Origin of the sequence: Myxococcus sp. AB056 (assembly GCF_006547365.1) — a bacterium.
In the GTDB taxonomy this organism is placed as follows: Bacteria; Myxococcota; Myxococcia; order Myxococcales; family Myxococcaceae; genus Myxococcus; species Myxococcus virescens.
This window is the reverse complement of the sequence record NZ_VHLB01000064.1, coordinates 1-13,263: the sequence shown is the minus strand read 5'-3', so window position 1 is coordinate 13,263 and position 13,263 is coordinate 1. Positions and strand designations below refer to the sequence as shown.

The window sequence follows — 13,263 nt, the reverse complement described above, 5'->3', positions numbered from 1 at the left end:
CCTCCGTCCCCCCCTCATGCGCCTGTTGCTTGGTGTCGCGCTGGTGTTCGCGCCGCCCGCCGCCATGGCCCAGGCTCCGTCCACGTCCGCACCCACCGTGAAGCCGGTGGTGCCTCCCGCGGAGCCTGCCCAGGCGCCGGCACCCGCGGTTGTTTCGCCCGCGACGCCAGCACCGGCCGCTGAGAAGGTGGACCCCACAGCCGACGTCGAGTTGCTGGAAGCGGACCGGGCCCTGGACGCGGAGCTGTCTGCTCGCGAGTCCGCGAAGGCGGCCCGGAGCGGCGCGGGCGGGGACACCCTGTCGGAGTCCGAGGAAACGGACAGCCTGGGCTGGACGCTGGTGCGCACGCTGCTCGTGCTGGGCGTGGTGGTTGCGTCCATCTACCTCACGCTGAACGTGGGACTGCGCAAGCTGATGGGGCTCCAGGGGACGGCCGCGGGCCGTCAGCCCCTGGTCTCCGTGGTGGAGCGGCTGCCCCTGGACCAGCGCCGCAGCCTCTTCGTGGTGAAGGCCGCGGACGAATACCTGCTGTTGGGCGGCGGCGAGGGCGGCTTGCAACTGTTGTCGAAGCTGGATGTGGAGGCGGTGGAGCGCATCCGCGCGCAGCGCCCGCAGACGAATGCAGTTCCACTGAGCCCATTCCTCCAGAAGCTCCTCTCCCGCCGCAGTGGTGGCCCGCCTTCCCAGCCCCCCGGCTCCTGACGACCGTGCCCGTGAACCTCCCTTCCTCCGCCCGTTCCCGTCTCCCGCGCGTCCCGCCCTGGCTGTTCGCGGCCGTGGTCGCCGTTCATCCCTTCGCCGCGCTCGCTCAGAAGCGCGGGGGCGCGGCCATCCCCGACTCGGTGGTCAACGAGGCCGTCAACAGCGACTCGTTCGCCTCGCGCCCGCTCATCCTCATCCTGGCGCTCGCGGCCATGGGCCTGGTGCCCTTCGCGCTGATGATGGCGACCAGCTTCGTGAAGATTTCGGTGGTGCTCTCCATCGTCCGCTCGGCGCTGGGCACGCAGCAGATTCCGCCCACCCAGGTCATCACCGGCCTGGCCATCATCCTCACCGTCTACATCATGGCCCCGGTGGGCCAGCAGATGTACCGCGCGGCCGGCCTGGACATCTGGGCCAAGGGCCCCGGCGTGTTCTCCTCGGAGACGGTGGGCTCGATGCTGGGCGCCGCCAACAAGTCCAAGGAGCCGCTGCGCGAGTGGCTCATCAAGAAGGTCACCACCAAGGACCGGGCGCTCTTCTTCAACCTCGCCAAGAAGATGCGCAAGGGCGAGGACCGCGACGCCGTGGAGAGCAATGACTTCATGGTCATCATCCCGGCCTTCGTGGTGTCCGAACTCAAGGAGGCCTTCCAGATAGGCTTCCTCTTGTTCGTGCCGTTCATCGTCATCGACATGGTGGTGGCCAACATCCTGCTGGCGCTCGGCATGCACATGTTGTCACCGACCACCATCTCCATGCCGTTCAAGCTGCTGCTGTTCGTGCTCGTGGACGGCTGGTATCTCATCGCCAAGGGCCTGGTCGTCGGCTACCTGTAGGGAGAGGGCTCCATGAATCAGCTCACGTTCATCACCCAGGAGGCCCTGTTCCTGGTGCTCGTCGCGTCGGCGCCGCCGGTGCTGATGAGCCTGTTGGTGGGGTTCATCATCTCCCTGTTCCAGGCCACCACGCAGATCCAGGAGCAGACGCTCACCTTCGCGCCGAAGGTCGTCGCCGTGTTCGGCATCCTCGCGTTGGCCGGCCCCTGGATTGGAAGCCAGCTGGTGCGCTTCACGTTCCACGTCTTCGACAGGTTCCCAGCGCTCATCAAATGAACGTCGCGGACCTCGTCGCAGAGCTGGGCACCCGGGCCAACGTCTCGGCCGTCATCTTCACGGTGGCGCTGGTGATGTGCCGGGTGATGCCCGTCCTCATCTTCAGCCCCTTCCTGGGCGGCGAGGTGGTCCCCACCGAGCTGAAGATGGGCGTCGGGCTGACGCTCTCCATCGTCCTCTATCCCCTCATCGCGGGCTCGGTGACGTCCATCCCCCTGAGCGCCTTGCCGTACATCGCGCTGATGGCGAAGGAGGTGTTCGTCGGCTTTACCATCGCCTTCGTCGTCAACACGCTGTTCGAAGCCGCGCGCGTGGCCGGCAACCTGGTGGACACCATGTCCGGAAGCAACAACGCGCAGCTGTACGTGCCCCAGCTCGGGCAGCAGGTGACGCTGTTCTCCAGCTTCAAGGTGCAGCTGGCGGTGGTGCTGTTCCTCACGCTGAACGGGCACCACCTGGTCATCGAAGCGCTGGCGGACAGCCTGGTGGCGGTGCCGCTGGACGGCTTCCCGCGCTTCCACGACGGGCCGTGGCCCTTCTTCGACCTGATTCTTCGCGTGTTCGCGGACCTGCTCCGGGTGAGCCTGGCGCTGGCCGCTCCGGCGATGCTGGCGACCTTCCTCACCGACGTGGCGCTGGGCGCCATCAACCGCGTGGCGCCGCAAATCCAGGTGTTCTTCATCTCCATGTCCGTCAAGCCCCTGGTGAGCGTGCTGCTCGTCTTCCTGGTGCTCGGCGCCCTGGTGGACCGCATGCAGGGGGAGATGGTCGTCATGCTGCGGACCCTCAACCAAGCCCTGCGGCTCTTGTCCTGAGCCTCTTCATCCGGGACGCGCCATGTCGGACGAGAGCGGCGAAAAAACAGAAGAGCCATCCCAGAAGAAGCTGGATGACTCACGCAAGAAGGGGCAGGTCTGGAAGAGCAAGGACCTCAGCGGTGTGGGCGTGCTCTTGGTGGGGCTGGCCGCCGTCAAAGGCAGCTGGGACATGCTGGAGACGGAGCTGACGTCGCTCTTCCTGTTCTCCTTCGACCACCTGACGAATCCCGTAGACCTGTCGGTGGCCACCGGGCAGCTGCTCTACCTGGGCGTGCGCGCGGTGTTGCTGGTGTCGCTGCCGGTGCTGGCGGGCGGAGCCATTGTCGGCGGGCTGATGGAGTACCTCCAGGTGGGGACGCTCTTCACCATGGATCCGCTGATTCCGAAGATGGAGAAGCTCAATCCCATCCAAGGAATGAAGAACCTGTTCAACAAGAAGGCGATTGTTGAACTGCTGAAGAACCTCATCAAAATCTCCGTCACCGCCTACGTCGTCTACGGCGTGGTGCGCGACTCCATGCCCATGGTGGCCGAAACGCTGAGGCAGGACACGCGCGGCATCATGGCCATCATGGGAGAGCTGGTGACGCGCGTGGCCACGCGGGTGGCGCTCCTCTTCGTCCTCTTCGGCGTCTTCGACGTCTGGTGGCAGCGCAAGTCCTTCATGAAGGACATGATGATGACGAAGGAGGAGGTGAAGAAGGAGTACAAGCAGAGCGAGGGCGACCCGCACCACAAGGCCAAGCGCAAGGAGATGCACCAGGAGATCATGGAGGGGGCGCAGATGGAGGCCGTGCGCGAGGCCGACGTCATCGTCACCAACCCGGACCACGTGGCGGTGGCCCTCAAGTACGACCGGGAGAAGGACGGCGCGCCGCGCGTGCTGGCCCGGGGCATCGACTTCAAGGCCGAGCGCATCAAGGCCATTGCCCGCGAGCAGGACGTGCCCACGCTGCGCAACGTGCCCCTGGCCCACGCCCTGCTGCGGGTGGAGGTGGGGCACGAAGTCCCGGAGGAGCTGTACGACGCGGTCGCCGAGGTCCTCAACTTCGTCTACGGCTTGAAGTCCGGCCAGCCAGCCCCCGAGGGCCGCGCGTGAGGAGGCCGGGTGTGGCTATCATGCAGGGACAACGGGGCCTTCCATGAGTGACGACGCCGAAATCGCCATCGCGTTGAAGTACGACAAGGAGAAGGACGGCGCGCCGCGCGTGGTGGCCAAGGGCATGCGGCTCAAGGCGGAGAAGATTCGCGAGATTGCCCGCGAGCACAACATCCCCCTCATGCGGAACGTGAACCTGGCCAATGCGCTCTACCGCGTGGAGGTGGGCCAGGAGGTCCCCGAGGAGCTGTATGACGCTGTGGCCGAGGTCCTGAACTTCGTCTACGAACTGCAACGTGAGCAGGCGGCCGCGGCTGCCAGGCGCTAGGGGGGCTGGACGTCCCCCACCCATCTGGAGTGAGGTTCGGTATCACGATGGCCAGAATCAACAATCCGCCTCCGAATACGTCCCTGTGGCCCTGGGGCGGTCCCCGCAGCGTCCGTGAGCGGCTCGTCGACCCGGCGCAGGTCGACCGGAAGAAGCTCCGCAAGACGGGCAACCCGAAGAACCCGGCGCTCGCGTCCGCGGCGCTGCTGGACTTCATCGGGCCGGCGCACTCCTCGGAGGAGCTCCGCCTGCCGCTGCCGCCGCACCCCGGCGGGCATGACGCGGACCTGGAGCGGTTCAGCGACCGGCCCCACCTGTCCAGCGTGGCGGGCCGGGGGCACGAGGACCAGCGCCGGATGCTGGAGCGGGGCCTGGGCAAGGTGAAGGCGGCGCCCGACCGGCTGGAGCGGCTCAAGGCGCTGCTGCACCGCGAGTCCGCCATGCTCTCCCTGGTGGATCAGGTGAACGAGGAGACGAAGGAGATCATCCGACGCATGTGGGACGCGCAGAAGGACGAGGGCTACTAGCGTCATGGCGGCCCTGGACCCGGATGATCCAAAGGACGAGGCGAAGCTGGACACGCTCCTGCAGCGCTGGGCGGATGGCAAGGCCACGCTGCGGGACGTGCGTGGCTACTCGGACGAAGAGCTCTACGCCATCGCCAAGACGGCCTACTACTTCTTCTATCAAGGCCGGGTGAGCGAGGCGCGCACGCTCTTCCAGGGCCTGTATGCCGTCAACCCGACGGACGCCTACTTCGCCAAGGCCCTGGGCGTGGTGGAGATGGCGGCTGGGAACGGGCAGGGGGCGCTGGCGGCCTTCGACGTGGCGGCCAAGCTGACGCCGCATGATCCGTCCGTCTACGTGGGGCGCGCGGAAGTGAAGCTGGCCATGGGCCAGAAGCCCCAGGCGCTGGAGGATCTACGCCGGGCGGCGGCGATGCAGCCGGGGGATGACCCCGTGGTGCGCAAGGCGGCGGCCATGATCTCCGCCCTGAGCCGCCGCTGACAGCCGCATTTCACATCCGGAGTCGACTGTTCTTCCGGGGAGTCTGGTAGGCTGCCCGACGCTCAATTCTTCGTCGTCAGGGAGGTCGTTGACATGTCGAACCCGAATCCTGATCCGCGCGTTCCCGCCCAGATGCCTCCAGAGGCCCCGCCCGAACTGGTCGCCAAGCGCGAGCGTCTCGTCACCGAGCTGGAGAACCAGGCGAAGTCCGCGACGGGTACGCTGCAGCAGGTGATGCGGAAGATGTCCGCGCTGCTGGGCAACACCAAGCCCGGTGCTTCGCTGAGCTTCCAGCTCTACCAGGACGTGAAGGACGCCTTTACCCGGCACCTGAACGAGGCGACGAAGACGCCGGCCCTGGCCACCATGCCGCCCGTGCTGGTGGAGTCCGTGGAGTGGATGCAGGCGTACCTGAACGCCCGTGGCTTCTCCACCGACGAGGCCGCTGCCGCCGCGCCCGCCGCCACGGCGGCTCCGGCCGCCGCGCCCAAGGCCCCCGCCGGGCCGGGTGGTGCGAAGGACGCCTTTGAGACGAGCAGCAAGAAGCACGCGTCGTTGACGGGTGACGTGCCGCCTCCGCCGGCCGCGGCGCCGGACGTCAAGGCCGAGCAGAAGGACCTGGAGTCCTTCAAGGCCTGGATGAAGAACCCCAGCCTGGGCAAGCTCAAGGGCTAGTCGCACCGCGTTGGCGCCTGGGCCCTAGGGACGCAACTTGGGGCCCGGCGCCGACGATAACTCCCTCGAGACGTTCTTTTCTTCCGAGGAGATTTCCCCGTGACCACCAAGATTGCGAACAACGCGTCCGCGACGACGCGCAAGTCGACGACGACGACCCCCGAGGCCCAGAAGCAGGCGTGGGAGGGCGTGCTGAACTCCGCCATGGACCGGATGAACGAGCCGGAGATCAAGGGCAGCCTCCAGTACCTGGGCGAAGGCCGGATCAACACGGTGAAGGAGAAGGTCCAGGGCGAGATGGAGGCCTTCCTCAAGAGCAACCCGAACGCCTCCGCCGACGACGTCAAGTCGCACGCCGAGTCGACGACGAAGAAGCACGAGACGAACGCGATGTTCCAGAAGATGCGGGACGACAACTTCTTCGGGAAGTTGATGAGCCGCCGCAAGGAGCTCCTCAAGGACATGTGGGGCGAGTAGCCCGACCGCGAGCGGCCCCGCCGCGCGCCTGTCCTTGAAGCCGCCGCCCGGGTCTTTGACCGGAGCGGCGGTTTTGCTTTGCGGGGTGCTGGGGAAGGGGGGTGGGTTGTGCTGGGGCCCGCTCGAGCCCGCAAAAGCAAGGAGCCGGCATCCCGAGAGGGAGGCCGGCTCCGAGAGTCGCGTTACAGCGGCAGGATTAGATCTTGCCGATGACGGACATCGCGATCTCGTTGAGCTTCTTCATCAGGTTGGCCACGAAGGCGGTGGCCTCCTGCTGCTTCTGGAGCATGAGCTGCGCCTCGGCGCGCTCACGGTCCGGACCCGTCAGACCGGAGAGGGACTTCTGCTCGAGGGCGGAGAGACCCTGGCTGGCTCCGAGGGCCTTCGTGGCGGCGGCGGCGGCGGTGGTGGCGGTGGTCATTTGCGTTCTCCAGAAAGTTTGGGAAGCGGGTGGTTTGCGGCGGCGCTGCTTACAAAAGGATTATGGGAGAAAGGGGGCCGGAAGTTTCCTCGGGATTTTCTGATTCTTTTTCCCGCCCTGGCAAGAGGTGCCCCCGCCCCGCGTGATCGGCTCGTACCTTCTTTTTAAGAAAAGCGACGCACCGAGGCGAAACTCCCAGCGCTGAACACCGAAAATCACGGTGAAGCAGCATCGAACATTTCCCCCTCCTTAGGGAGCACCGAATATGTCGAACGGCATCGGCGGAGTTGGCGGTAACCGGCAACTCGCCACGACGCAGGGCGCGGGCAACGTCAACACCTCGACGATCGCGCGCAACGCGCAGCTCATCGAGTCGACGCTGAATCTGGTGGAGAAGGCCGTTGACCTGGCGGGCAAGGCGGTGAACGTCGCCGGCAAGGCCGTGGATCAGATGTCCCAGGCCGCTGCCTCCACGAAGCAGGCGGGTGCGACGGGCACCAACGCCGCCTTCCCCGCCGAGCGTCCCAACCCCCTGGACGCGGTGCGCGAGGCCAACTCCCTGAAGGTGGAAGAGGGCACCGGGAAGATCACCACCCCGGGCGGCTACACCATCGAGCAGCTGGGCCAGTTCGAGTGGCGCGTGACGGGGCCGGACGGCAAGAACACCCGCGTCTGGGGTGATCCGCACGTCGACGAGAGCGACGGCGGCAAGTTCGACTTCAAGCGCGACACGTCCTTCGTCCTGGGCGACGGCACCCGCATCAACTGCTCCTGCAAGCCCTGGGGCAACGGCATGACGGTGACGGGCCAGCTGGACGTCGTCTACGGCGACAGCCACGTGCGCGTGACGGACATCGACAAGGGCAAGGGCAAGGTCGGCCAGGTCACCAACAAGGGCATGGACGAGGTCGTCCGCTTCCACTCGAACCAGTCCGCGGACGTCTTCCACATGGGGCAGAACGCGGCCGACTGGACGTTCCATGGCAAGGAGATTGTCGGCCACGAGAACGGCGGCGACGTGCACAAGGTGGGCGAGGCCGTCATCACCGAGCGGCGCACCATGGCCTTCAACTACTCGGCGGCGGCGGACTCCCCCGCGGCGGGTGAGGTGGCCCAGAACTGGGACATGAACACCAACCTGCCCCAGGTGAAACCGCTGCCCTGGGACATGAGCAGTGCCAAGCCCGAGCTGAACAAGCTGAACGAGACGTTCGACTCCATCAGCAAGGTGTTCGACCAGCTCAAGAACACCAACGCGAACGGCTTCAACCCGTTCCGCAAGGCGGACGACCTCTTCGGCGCCTACGACAAGAACCAGCACAAGTCCGGGCTGACCCAGTCCTTCAAGGCGCTGGGTGACATGTTCGGGACGCTGGAGAAGCTGTCCAAGCTGAATGATATGGTCCGCTTCCGCGGTCCCCAGTCGTTCTAGCCGCTGGACGTACTTCATCGGGCCAGGTGGGGGACTGCCTGGCCCTTCTAGAGGCTGTCGTGAGTGACTCCGCCCCCAGGGGTGAAAAAGAGAAGGTCGTCGTCCCGGAAGCACTCGCCGAGGCGGTGATCCGCGGCGAAATCACCCTGGGGCAGTTCCTCAACCTCTCCAACACGCAGCTCTACGCCTGGGCGGACAAGGCCTATCAGCTCCTCCAGGCGGGCAGCTCGCAGCAGGCCCTGCAGATCTTCCAGGGCCTCGTGGCCGCCTCGCCCACCGACGCCGTCTTCCACGCGCAGCTCGGGGCGACCCTCATGACGTTGGAGCGCTTCGACGAGGCGTTCGACGCCTTCCGGCTGGCGCTCCAGTTCAACGACGGCCACGTGGACGCGCTGGTCGGCCGGGGTGAAATCCAGCTGCGCCGGGGCAATGTTCCCGAGGCGCTCGCGGACCTCAGCAAGGCCATCCAGCTGGACCCGGGTCTCAAGCGCCGTGCCACGCAGCGCGCCCACGCGACGCTGCGCACCCTCAAGCAGCAGGCCGACCAGGTGAAGAAGTCCCGGTAGGTCCCGGGGGCATGCCCCTTTTCATCGCAACACGCACCAGGCCCGGGCCGCGCGAGTCGTCGCGCAGTCCGGGCTTCGTCGTTTCGGGTGAGGCGCTCGAGCCCGCAAAAGCAAGGAGCCGGCATCCCGAGAGGGAAGCCGGCTCCGAGAGTCGCGTTACAGCGGCAGGATTAGATCTTGCCGATGACGGACATCGCGATCTCGTTGAGCTTCTTCATCAGGTTGGCCACGAAGGCGGTGGCCTCCTGCTGCTTCTGGAGCATGAGCTGCGCCTCGGCGCGCTCACGGTCCGGACCCGTCAGACCGGAGAGGGACTTCTGCTCGAGGGCGGAGAGACCCTGGCTGGCTCCGAGGGCCTTCGTGGCGGCGGCGGCGGCGGTGGTGGCGGTGGTCATGGCGTTCTCCAGAAAGTTTGGGAAGCGGGTGGTTTGCGGCGGCGCTGCTTACAAAAGGATTATGGGAGAATGGGGGGCAGAAGTTTCCTCCCCATTTTCTGATCCTTTTTTTCGCGGCGGCAGCGCGAATATCGCTTCCGAAGCGGCGCACCGTTTTGGTGGAAAAGCCGATAACAGTCTAAGCTCCCGGCGCCCGGAACCGCTTGCCCTACCGGCTCCGGGGCCGTCCTCCCGCCCTCGTGAGGGATGTGTGCAGATGACGACTGAATCCAAGGCAACGGTGACCAACGACGACGTGAAGCCCCTGTCCGGCCCGGAGATGCTCGAACGGGCCACGGAAGGCTTCAACCTCTTCCAGGACGGCCGCTTCCGTGAGTCGCTGACCTTGTTCCAGTCCCTGGCGGCCATGGACCCCACCGAGGCCTACTTCCAGACGGCGCTGGGCGCCTGCCACCTGGCGCTGGAAGACCTGGACCTGGCCGAGTCCTACTTCAACCGCGCCATCGAGCTGGACCCCTCCGACCTCACGCCCTTCGTCAACCGCGGGGAAGTCCACCTGCGGCTCGGCAAGGTCCACGAGGCCGCCCGGGACTTCAATCACGCGGTGGGGCTGGATCCCGAAGGACAGGATCCGCTCAGCGCCCGGGCCCGGATGCTGGCCGCCGCGGCGCTGGAGAGCGCCGAGGGGTCGCCGTCCTCCGAATCCGACGGCGCGGCGTAGTAGGCGCGGGCGGGGCCGCTCGAAGGCCCCGGCCCGCCTTCCCTGGCCCTTGGGCTCAGGGGAACTTCAGCTCCACGTCCAGGCGGTACGGACCCTCACCGCCTTCGATGACGGGCTTGAAGTCGACCGTCACGGACTCGGTGTAGGTCTCCTCGCCCTGCACGCGCACGACGAGCGGGCGGACGGCCTGGCCCGGCGGCGCGTAGCGGCCCGTCACGGTGTAGCGCCCCAGGGCAACGTCCGGGAGCCCGAAGCCGTCCGGCGTGTTGCTGCCCCGGGCCGTCTTCGGGGTGCCGGCACTCCCGTCCACCAGGGGGCCCGTGGGGGTGAGGGTCAGCTCGATGTGCTCACGCGTCACCGCCTGATCAGGGTCGGACGGATCGACATAATCCCTGAGGTCGAAGTAGACGCCGCTGCCGTAGACGCCGCCCTCGGGCTTCGCGCCGGTCAGCTTCCAATGGAAGTCCCGGACGGCGCCCTCGTTGCCCGCGAAGGGGGTGGCGTTGCTGGGGTGCAGCTCGAAGGTGTAGCTGCGGCCGTTGAAGTCGCGCTTGAGCCGCGCGCTGGCGTTCCAGGTGGTGGCCGCCTGGCCCAGCTCCAGCCGGTAGGTGCCGTCCGCGCCCGTCACGCCCACCACGTCGGAGTCGTAGAGGACCTGATTGTCGGCCACCACCTCCACCCCCGCCAGGGGCTTGCCCGCGGTGTCCGTGGCCTTGCCCTTGACGACGTTCTTCTCCCTCTCACCAGAGGGGCCAGGGCCGCTGGGGCCGCCGTCCGAGCAGGCCGAACAGGCCAGGGACGCCCCCAGCAACATCAGCGGAAGACCCCTGCCCAAGGCATTCTTCAGTCGCATCGTGTTCTCCCAGGTTTCGTGTGGCCTGCCCCGGCCCTCCAGGTCGGCAGGGCACGACAGGGGGATGAACCCGCGTGACGGGGCGCGGTGCAAGAAGGAATGTCCACTTCGGTTGACTGCCCGGCTGCTTCCGCCCGAGGGAGAACGGCGGGTTTCGTCGTGGGGGAGGGGCCCTTCGCGACGCCCCCCCTGACAGAAGGCACCCGGGTTGGCCTAGGATGCCTGACCGCTGATGGCTGCCACCAATTCGAACAGCTTCCTCTCCAAGTACTCCGACATCGTCCTCGCCGTGGTGGTCGTGGCCATCGTCGGGATGATGATCGTCCCGCTGCCCACGCTGCTGCTGGACGTGCTGCTGACGCTGAACATCAGCATCTCGGTGGTGCTGCTCCTCGTGTCCCTCTACGTGCCAGCGGCGCTGCACTTGTCGGTGTTCCCGACGCTGCTGCTCATCACCACGATGTTCCGGTTGGCCCTCACCATCTCCACCACGCGTCTCATCCTCCTCACCGGTGACCCGGGAGAGGTGGTGGTGGCGTTCGGAAACTTCGTGGTGCAGGGCAACTTCGTCGTCGGCGCCATCCTCTTCATCATCCTGGTCATCGTGAACTTCATCGTGATTTCCAAGGGCTCGGAGCGCGTCGCCGAAGTGGCCGCCCGCTTCACCCTGGACGCGATGCCCGGAAAGCAGATGTCCATCGACGCCGACCTGCGGGCCGGCTCCATCGACCAGGACCAGGGCAAGAAGAAGCGCCGCGACCTGGAGCGTGAGAGCCAGCTCTTCGGCGCCATGGACGGCGCCATGAAGTTCGTGAAGGGCGACGCCATCGCGAGCATCATCATCACCGTCGTCAACATCGTCGGTGGCCTCATCATCGGCGTGACGCAGAAGGGCATGTCCGCTGGCGACGCGGCGCAGAAGTACACGCTGCTCACCATCGGTGACGGTCTGGTCGGCATGATTCCCGCCATCCTCGTCTCCACCTGCGCCGGTATCATCGTGACGCGCGTGGCGGGTGAGGAAGAGGGCAATCACCTGGGCATGGACATGGGCTCCCAGCTGACGGCCTACCCGAAGGCCATCGCCATTGCCTCCGGCATGCTCATCGTCCTGGGCCTGGTGCCCGGTCTGCCCAAGATTCCCTTCTTCCTGCTGGGCATCGGCGCGGGCCTGGGCGCCTGGACGATGCTGAAGAAGCAGCAGCAGGCCGTGGAGGCGGAGGATGCCGGCCCAGCCATGGAGACGGACCTGGGCACGCCCATGGCCTCGGAGCCCGCGCCCAAGGAAGCCCTCAATCCGGACTCCGAGCTGTTCATCCCCGTCGTCACACCCATCGTCCTGGAGGTCTCCGACGCGCTGGTCCCCTTCGTGGACTCGCGCCAGGACAACGGGAAGTTCCTCTTCGAGCTCATCCCGTTCATGCGTGATGGCCTCTTCGTGGAGCTGGGCGTGCGCTTCCCGGGCGTGCGTGCGCGTGGCAACGGCTCGCTGCCGCCGGGCGCGTACCAGATTCAAATCAACGAGGTGCCCGTCGTCACCGGCCAGGCCACGCTGGGCCACGTCCTGGTGAACGACACGGTGGACCGGCTGCGGCTGATGAACATCCAGGGCTTCGAGGCGGTGAACCCCGCCACCCGGCAGCCCGCCGCCTGGGTCCCCGAGCAGTACCGCGACACGCTGGAGGCCGCCGGCCTCACGACGTGGGACGTGCCCGGCTACATCATCCTGCACACCGCCGCCGTGCTGCGGCGCAACGCCCGTGAGTTCGTCGGCGTGCAGGAGACGCAGACGATGCTGGAGCAGTTGGAGAAGGCCTTCCCCGCCATCGTGAAGGAGGTCGTCCCCAAGGTCGTCAACGTGCTGAAGCTGACAGACATCCTCCAGCGCCTGGTGGAGGAGGAGATCTCCATCCGTGACTTGCGCGGCATCCTCCAGGCCCTGGCCGAGTACGGGCAGGTGGAGGCGGACAACGTCATGCTCACCGAGCATGTCCGCGCGGCCCAGCGTCGCTACATCTCCCACAAGTACGCGCGTGGCACCGGCACCCTGGTGGTGTACCTGTTGGACCCGAACATCGAGGACGCCATCCGCGGCTCGGTGAAGCGGACCTCCGCGGGCGCGCACCTGGCGCTGGAGCCGGAGCTGGCGCAGGAAATCGTCCAGGCCGTGCGTTCGGAGTGTGGCCACCTGCCGCCCAGCGCGCAGCGGCCCGTCATCCTCACGGCCATGGACATCCGCCGCTACGTCCGCAAGCTGCTGGAGTACGAGTTCAACCCGTCGTTCTCCGTGCTCAGCTACCAGGAGCTGTCGCCCGAGCTGAACATCCAGCCCGTGGCGCGCATCTCCACGCGATAGCCGCGGATGGACCTCCGCCCGCGCGTGACAGGGACGCGCGGGCGGAAGGAATGTCCTCTCATGAGGGCAGGGCCCTGCTCGCGACCCTAGGCGCCCGCGAGCACGGCAATCATCAGCACCAGGAAGACCAGGCCCACCACGCTCATCACCACGAGGGGCACGAGCTTCCCCTTGTCCTTGAGCGCCGCCATCGCGCTCGGCTGGGCGGGCTGCTCATCCGGCATGGGGTACTCCGCCGACACCGGCGGGGGCGGCTCTTCGGAGACCTGCTCCTCGGGCGGGGGCGCGGGCTCCTCGGC

At 66.9% G+C, this 13,263-nt stretch carries 17 protein-coding genes and 1 pseudogene; 14 read left to right on the top strand and 4 right to left on the bottom strand.

The genetic code is table 11. The annotated features are described in order from the left end of the window. The first annotated feature begins 16 nt into the window (after positions 1-16). The 10 genes from FMP39_RS25050 (at position 17) to FMP39_RS25005 (ending at position 6,220) form a co-directional block, all read left to right on the top strand. A complete protein-coding gene (locus tag FMP39_RS25050; protein ID WP_141592724.1) occupies positions 17-703 on the top strand; it encodes a flagellar biosynthetic protein FliO in 687 nt (228 codons plus the stop codon). Positions 704-714: 11 nt separating this feature from the next. Continuing rightward, the gene (sctR, locus tag FMP39_RS25045) at positions 715-1,539 is read left to right on the top strand and encodes a type III secretion system export apparatus subunit SctR (RefSeq protein ID WP_020477619.1); all 825 of its coding nucleotides are present in this window, start codon (positions 715-717) and stop codon (positions 1,537-1,539) included. A 12-nt stretch (positions 1,540-1,551) separates the two neighbouring features. Continuing rightward, the gene (fliQ, locus tag FMP39_RS25040) at positions 1,552-1,815 is read left to right on the top strand and encodes a flagellar biosynthesis protein FliQ (protein ID WP_013939029.1); all 264 of its coding nucleotides are present in this window, start codon (positions 1,552-1,554) and stop codon (positions 1,813-1,815) included. Next, positions 1,812-2,630 (top strand): flagellar biosynthetic protein FliR, encoded by an 819-nt coding sequence (locus FMP39_RS25035; protein WP_141592723.1) that lies wholly within the window; start codon positions 1,812-1,814, stop codon positions 2,628-2,630. The genes fliQ and FMP39_RS25035 overlap by 4 nt, the downstream gene beginning before the upstream one ends. A gap of 22 nt (positions 2,631-2,652) precedes the next feature. After that, complete coding sequence (sctU, locus tag FMP39_RS25030; RefSeq protein ID WP_090489467.1) at positions 2,653-3,732, top strand: type III secretion system export apparatus subunit SctU; 1,080 nt, start codon at positions 2,653-2,655, stop codon at positions 3,730-3,732. A gap of 43 nt (positions 3,733-3,775) precedes the next feature. Next, entirely contained in the window at positions 3,776-4,060 is a 285-nt protein-coding gene (locus FMP39_RS25025) for an EscU/YscU/HrcU family type III secretion system export apparatus switch protein (protein ID WP_011552525.1), read from the top strand. A 47-nt stretch (positions 4,061-4,107) separates the two neighbouring features. Further along, positions 4,108-4,587 carry a hypothetical protein gene (locus tag FMP39_RS25020; protein ID WP_141592722.1) on the top strand — a complete coding sequence of 160 codons (480 nt, stop codon included), beginning with the start codon at positions 4,108-4,110 and terminating at the stop codon, positions 4,585-4,587. Positions 4,588-4,591: 4 nt separating this feature from the next. Further along, positions 4,592-5,068: a SycD/LcrH family type III secretion system chaperone gene (locus FMP39_RS25015; protein WP_011552527.1), complete on the top strand. Its 477-nt coding sequence runs from the start codon at positions 4,592-4,594 to the stop codon at positions 5,066-5,068. A gap of 93 nt (positions 5,069-5,161) precedes the next feature. Continuing rightward, complete coding sequence (locus tag FMP39_RS25010; protein WP_141592721.1) at positions 5,162-5,743, top strand: hypothetical protein; 582 nt, start codon at positions 5,162-5,164, stop codon at positions 5,741-5,743. Between the two features lie 99 nt (positions 5,744-5,842). After that, positions 5,843-6,220, top strand: a complete 378-nt coding sequence (locus FMP39_RS25005; RefSeq protein WP_141592720.1) for a hypothetical protein — start codon at positions 5,843-5,845, stop codon at positions 6,218-6,220. 196 nt (positions 6,221-6,416) lie between these two features. On the opposite strand, the gene FMP39_RS25000 is transcribed toward FMP39_RS25005, so the two are convergent. After that, positions 6,417-6,641, bottom strand: coding sequence for a hypothetical protein (locus FMP39_RS25000; RefSeq protein ID WP_002640925.1), 225 nt, complete (start codon positions 6,639-6,641; stop codon positions 6,417-6,419). A 265-nt stretch (positions 6,642-6,906) separates the two neighbouring features. On the opposite strand from FMP39_RS25000, the gene FMP39_RS24995 reads away from it, so the two are divergent. Together FMP39_RS24995 and FMP39_RS24990 are read left to right on the top strand one after the other, a co-directional pair. Continuing rightward, entirely contained in the window at positions 6,907-8,073 is a 1,167-nt protein-coding gene (locus FMP39_RS24995) for a DUF1521 domain-containing protein (RefSeq protein ID WP_141592719.1), read from the top strand. 59 nt (positions 8,074-8,132) lie between these two features. Next, positions 8,133-8,639: a tetratricopeptide repeat protein gene (locus tag FMP39_RS24990; RefSeq protein ID WP_225888784.1), complete on the top strand. Its 507-nt coding sequence runs from the start codon at positions 8,133-8,135 to the stop codon at positions 8,637-8,639. Positions 8,640-8,809: 170 nt separating this feature from the next. Here the strand turns inward: FMP39_RS24990 and FMP39_RS24985 are convergent, their stop codons facing one another. After that, complete coding sequence (locus tag FMP39_RS24985; RefSeq protein ID WP_002640925.1) at positions 8,810-9,034, bottom strand: hypothetical protein; 225 nt, start codon at positions 9,032-9,034, stop codon at positions 8,810-8,812. Positions 9,035-9,290: 256 nt separating this feature from the next. On the opposite strand from FMP39_RS24985, the gene FMP39_RS24980 reads away from it, so the two are divergent. Then, positions 9,291-9,755 carry a tetratricopeptide repeat protein gene (locus FMP39_RS24980; protein ID WP_141592718.1) on the top strand — a complete coding sequence of 155 codons (465 nt, stop codon included), beginning with the start codon at positions 9,291-9,293 and terminating at the stop codon, positions 9,753-9,755. A gap of 55 nt (positions 9,756-9,810) precedes the next feature. Here the strand turns inward: FMP39_RS24980 and FMP39_RS24975 are convergent, their stop codons facing one another. Next, on the bottom strand, positions 9,811-10,608 hold the full coding sequence (locus FMP39_RS24975; protein WP_228558308.1) for a carboxypeptidase-like regulatory domain-containing protein: 798 nt from the start codon (positions 10,606-10,608) through the stop codon (positions 9,811-9,813). A 232-nt stretch (positions 10,609-10,840) separates the two neighbouring features. Here FMP39_RS24975 and sctV point away from each other — a divergent pair, with 232 nt between their 5' ends. Continuing rightward, positions 10,841-12,964, top strand: coding sequence for a type III secretion system export apparatus subunit SctV (sctV, locus tag FMP39_RS24970; RefSeq protein ID WP_141592716.1), 2,124 nt, complete (start codon positions 10,841-10,843; stop codon positions 12,962-12,964). Positions 12,965-13,050: 86 nt separating this feature from the next. On the opposite strand, the pseudogene FMP39_RS24965 reads toward sctV, so the two are convergent. After that, a pseudogene (locus FMP39_RS24965) lies at positions 13,051-13,263 on the bottom strand (FHA domain-containing protein); the annotation flags it as partial.

Excerpts from the sequence above, each read along its gene's own strand:
- FMP39_RS25050 (WP_141592724.1), top strand. The coding sequence starts at position 17 with ATGCGCCTGTTGCTTGGTGTCGCGCTGGTGTTCGCGCCGCCCGCCGCC.
- fliQ (WP_013939029.1), top strand. The coding sequence starts at position 1,552 with ATGAATCAGCTCACGTTCATCACCCAGGAGGCCCTGTTCCTGGTGCTC.
- FMP39_RS25035 (WP_141592723.1), top strand. The coding sequence starts at position 1,812 with ATGAACGTCGCGGACCTCGTCGCAGAGCTGGGCACCCGGGCCAACGTC.
- sctU (WP_090489467.1), top strand. The coding sequence starts at position 2,653 with ATGTCGGACGAGAGCGGCGAAAAAACAGAAGAGCCATCCCAGAAGAAG.
- FMP39_RS25025 (WP_011552525.1), top strand. The coding sequence starts at position 3,776 with ATGAGTGACGACGCCGAAATCGCCATCGCGTTGAAGTACGACAAGGAG.
- FMP39_RS25020 (WP_141592722.1), top strand. The coding sequence starts at position 4,108 with ATGGCCAGAATCAACAATCCGCCTCCGAATACGTCCCTGTGGCCCTGG.
- FMP39_RS25015 (WP_011552527.1), top strand. The coding sequence starts at position 4,592 with ATGGCGGCCCTGGACCCGGATGATCCAAAGGACGAGGCGAAGCTGGAC.
- FMP39_RS25010 (WP_141592721.1), top strand. The coding sequence starts at position 5,162 with ATGTCGAACCCGAATCCTGATCCGCGCGTTCCCGCCCAGATGCCTCCA.
- FMP39_RS25000 (WP_002640925.1), bottom strand. The coding sequence starts at position 6,641 with ATGACCACCGCCACCACCGCCGCCGCCGCCGCCACGAAGGCCCTCGGA.
- FMP39_RS24995 (WP_141592719.1), top strand. The coding sequence starts at position 6,907 with ATGTCGAACGGCATCGGCGGAGTTGGCGGTAACCGGCAACTCGCCACG.
- FMP39_RS24985 (WP_002640925.1), bottom strand. The coding sequence starts at position 9,034 with ATGACCACCGCCACCACCGCCGCCGCCGCCGCCACGAAGGCCCTCGGA.
- FMP39_RS24980 (WP_141592718.1), top strand. The coding sequence starts at position 9,291 with ATGACGACTGAATCCAAGGCAACGGTGACCAACGACGACGTGAAGCCC.
- FMP39_RS24975 (WP_228558308.1), bottom strand. The coding sequence starts at position 10,608 with ATGCGACTGAAGAATGCCTTGGGCAGGGGTCTTCCGCTGATGTTGCTG.
- sctV (WP_141592716.1), top strand. The coding sequence starts at position 10,841 with ATGGCTGCCACCAATTCGAACAGCTTCCTCTCCAAGTACTCCGACATC.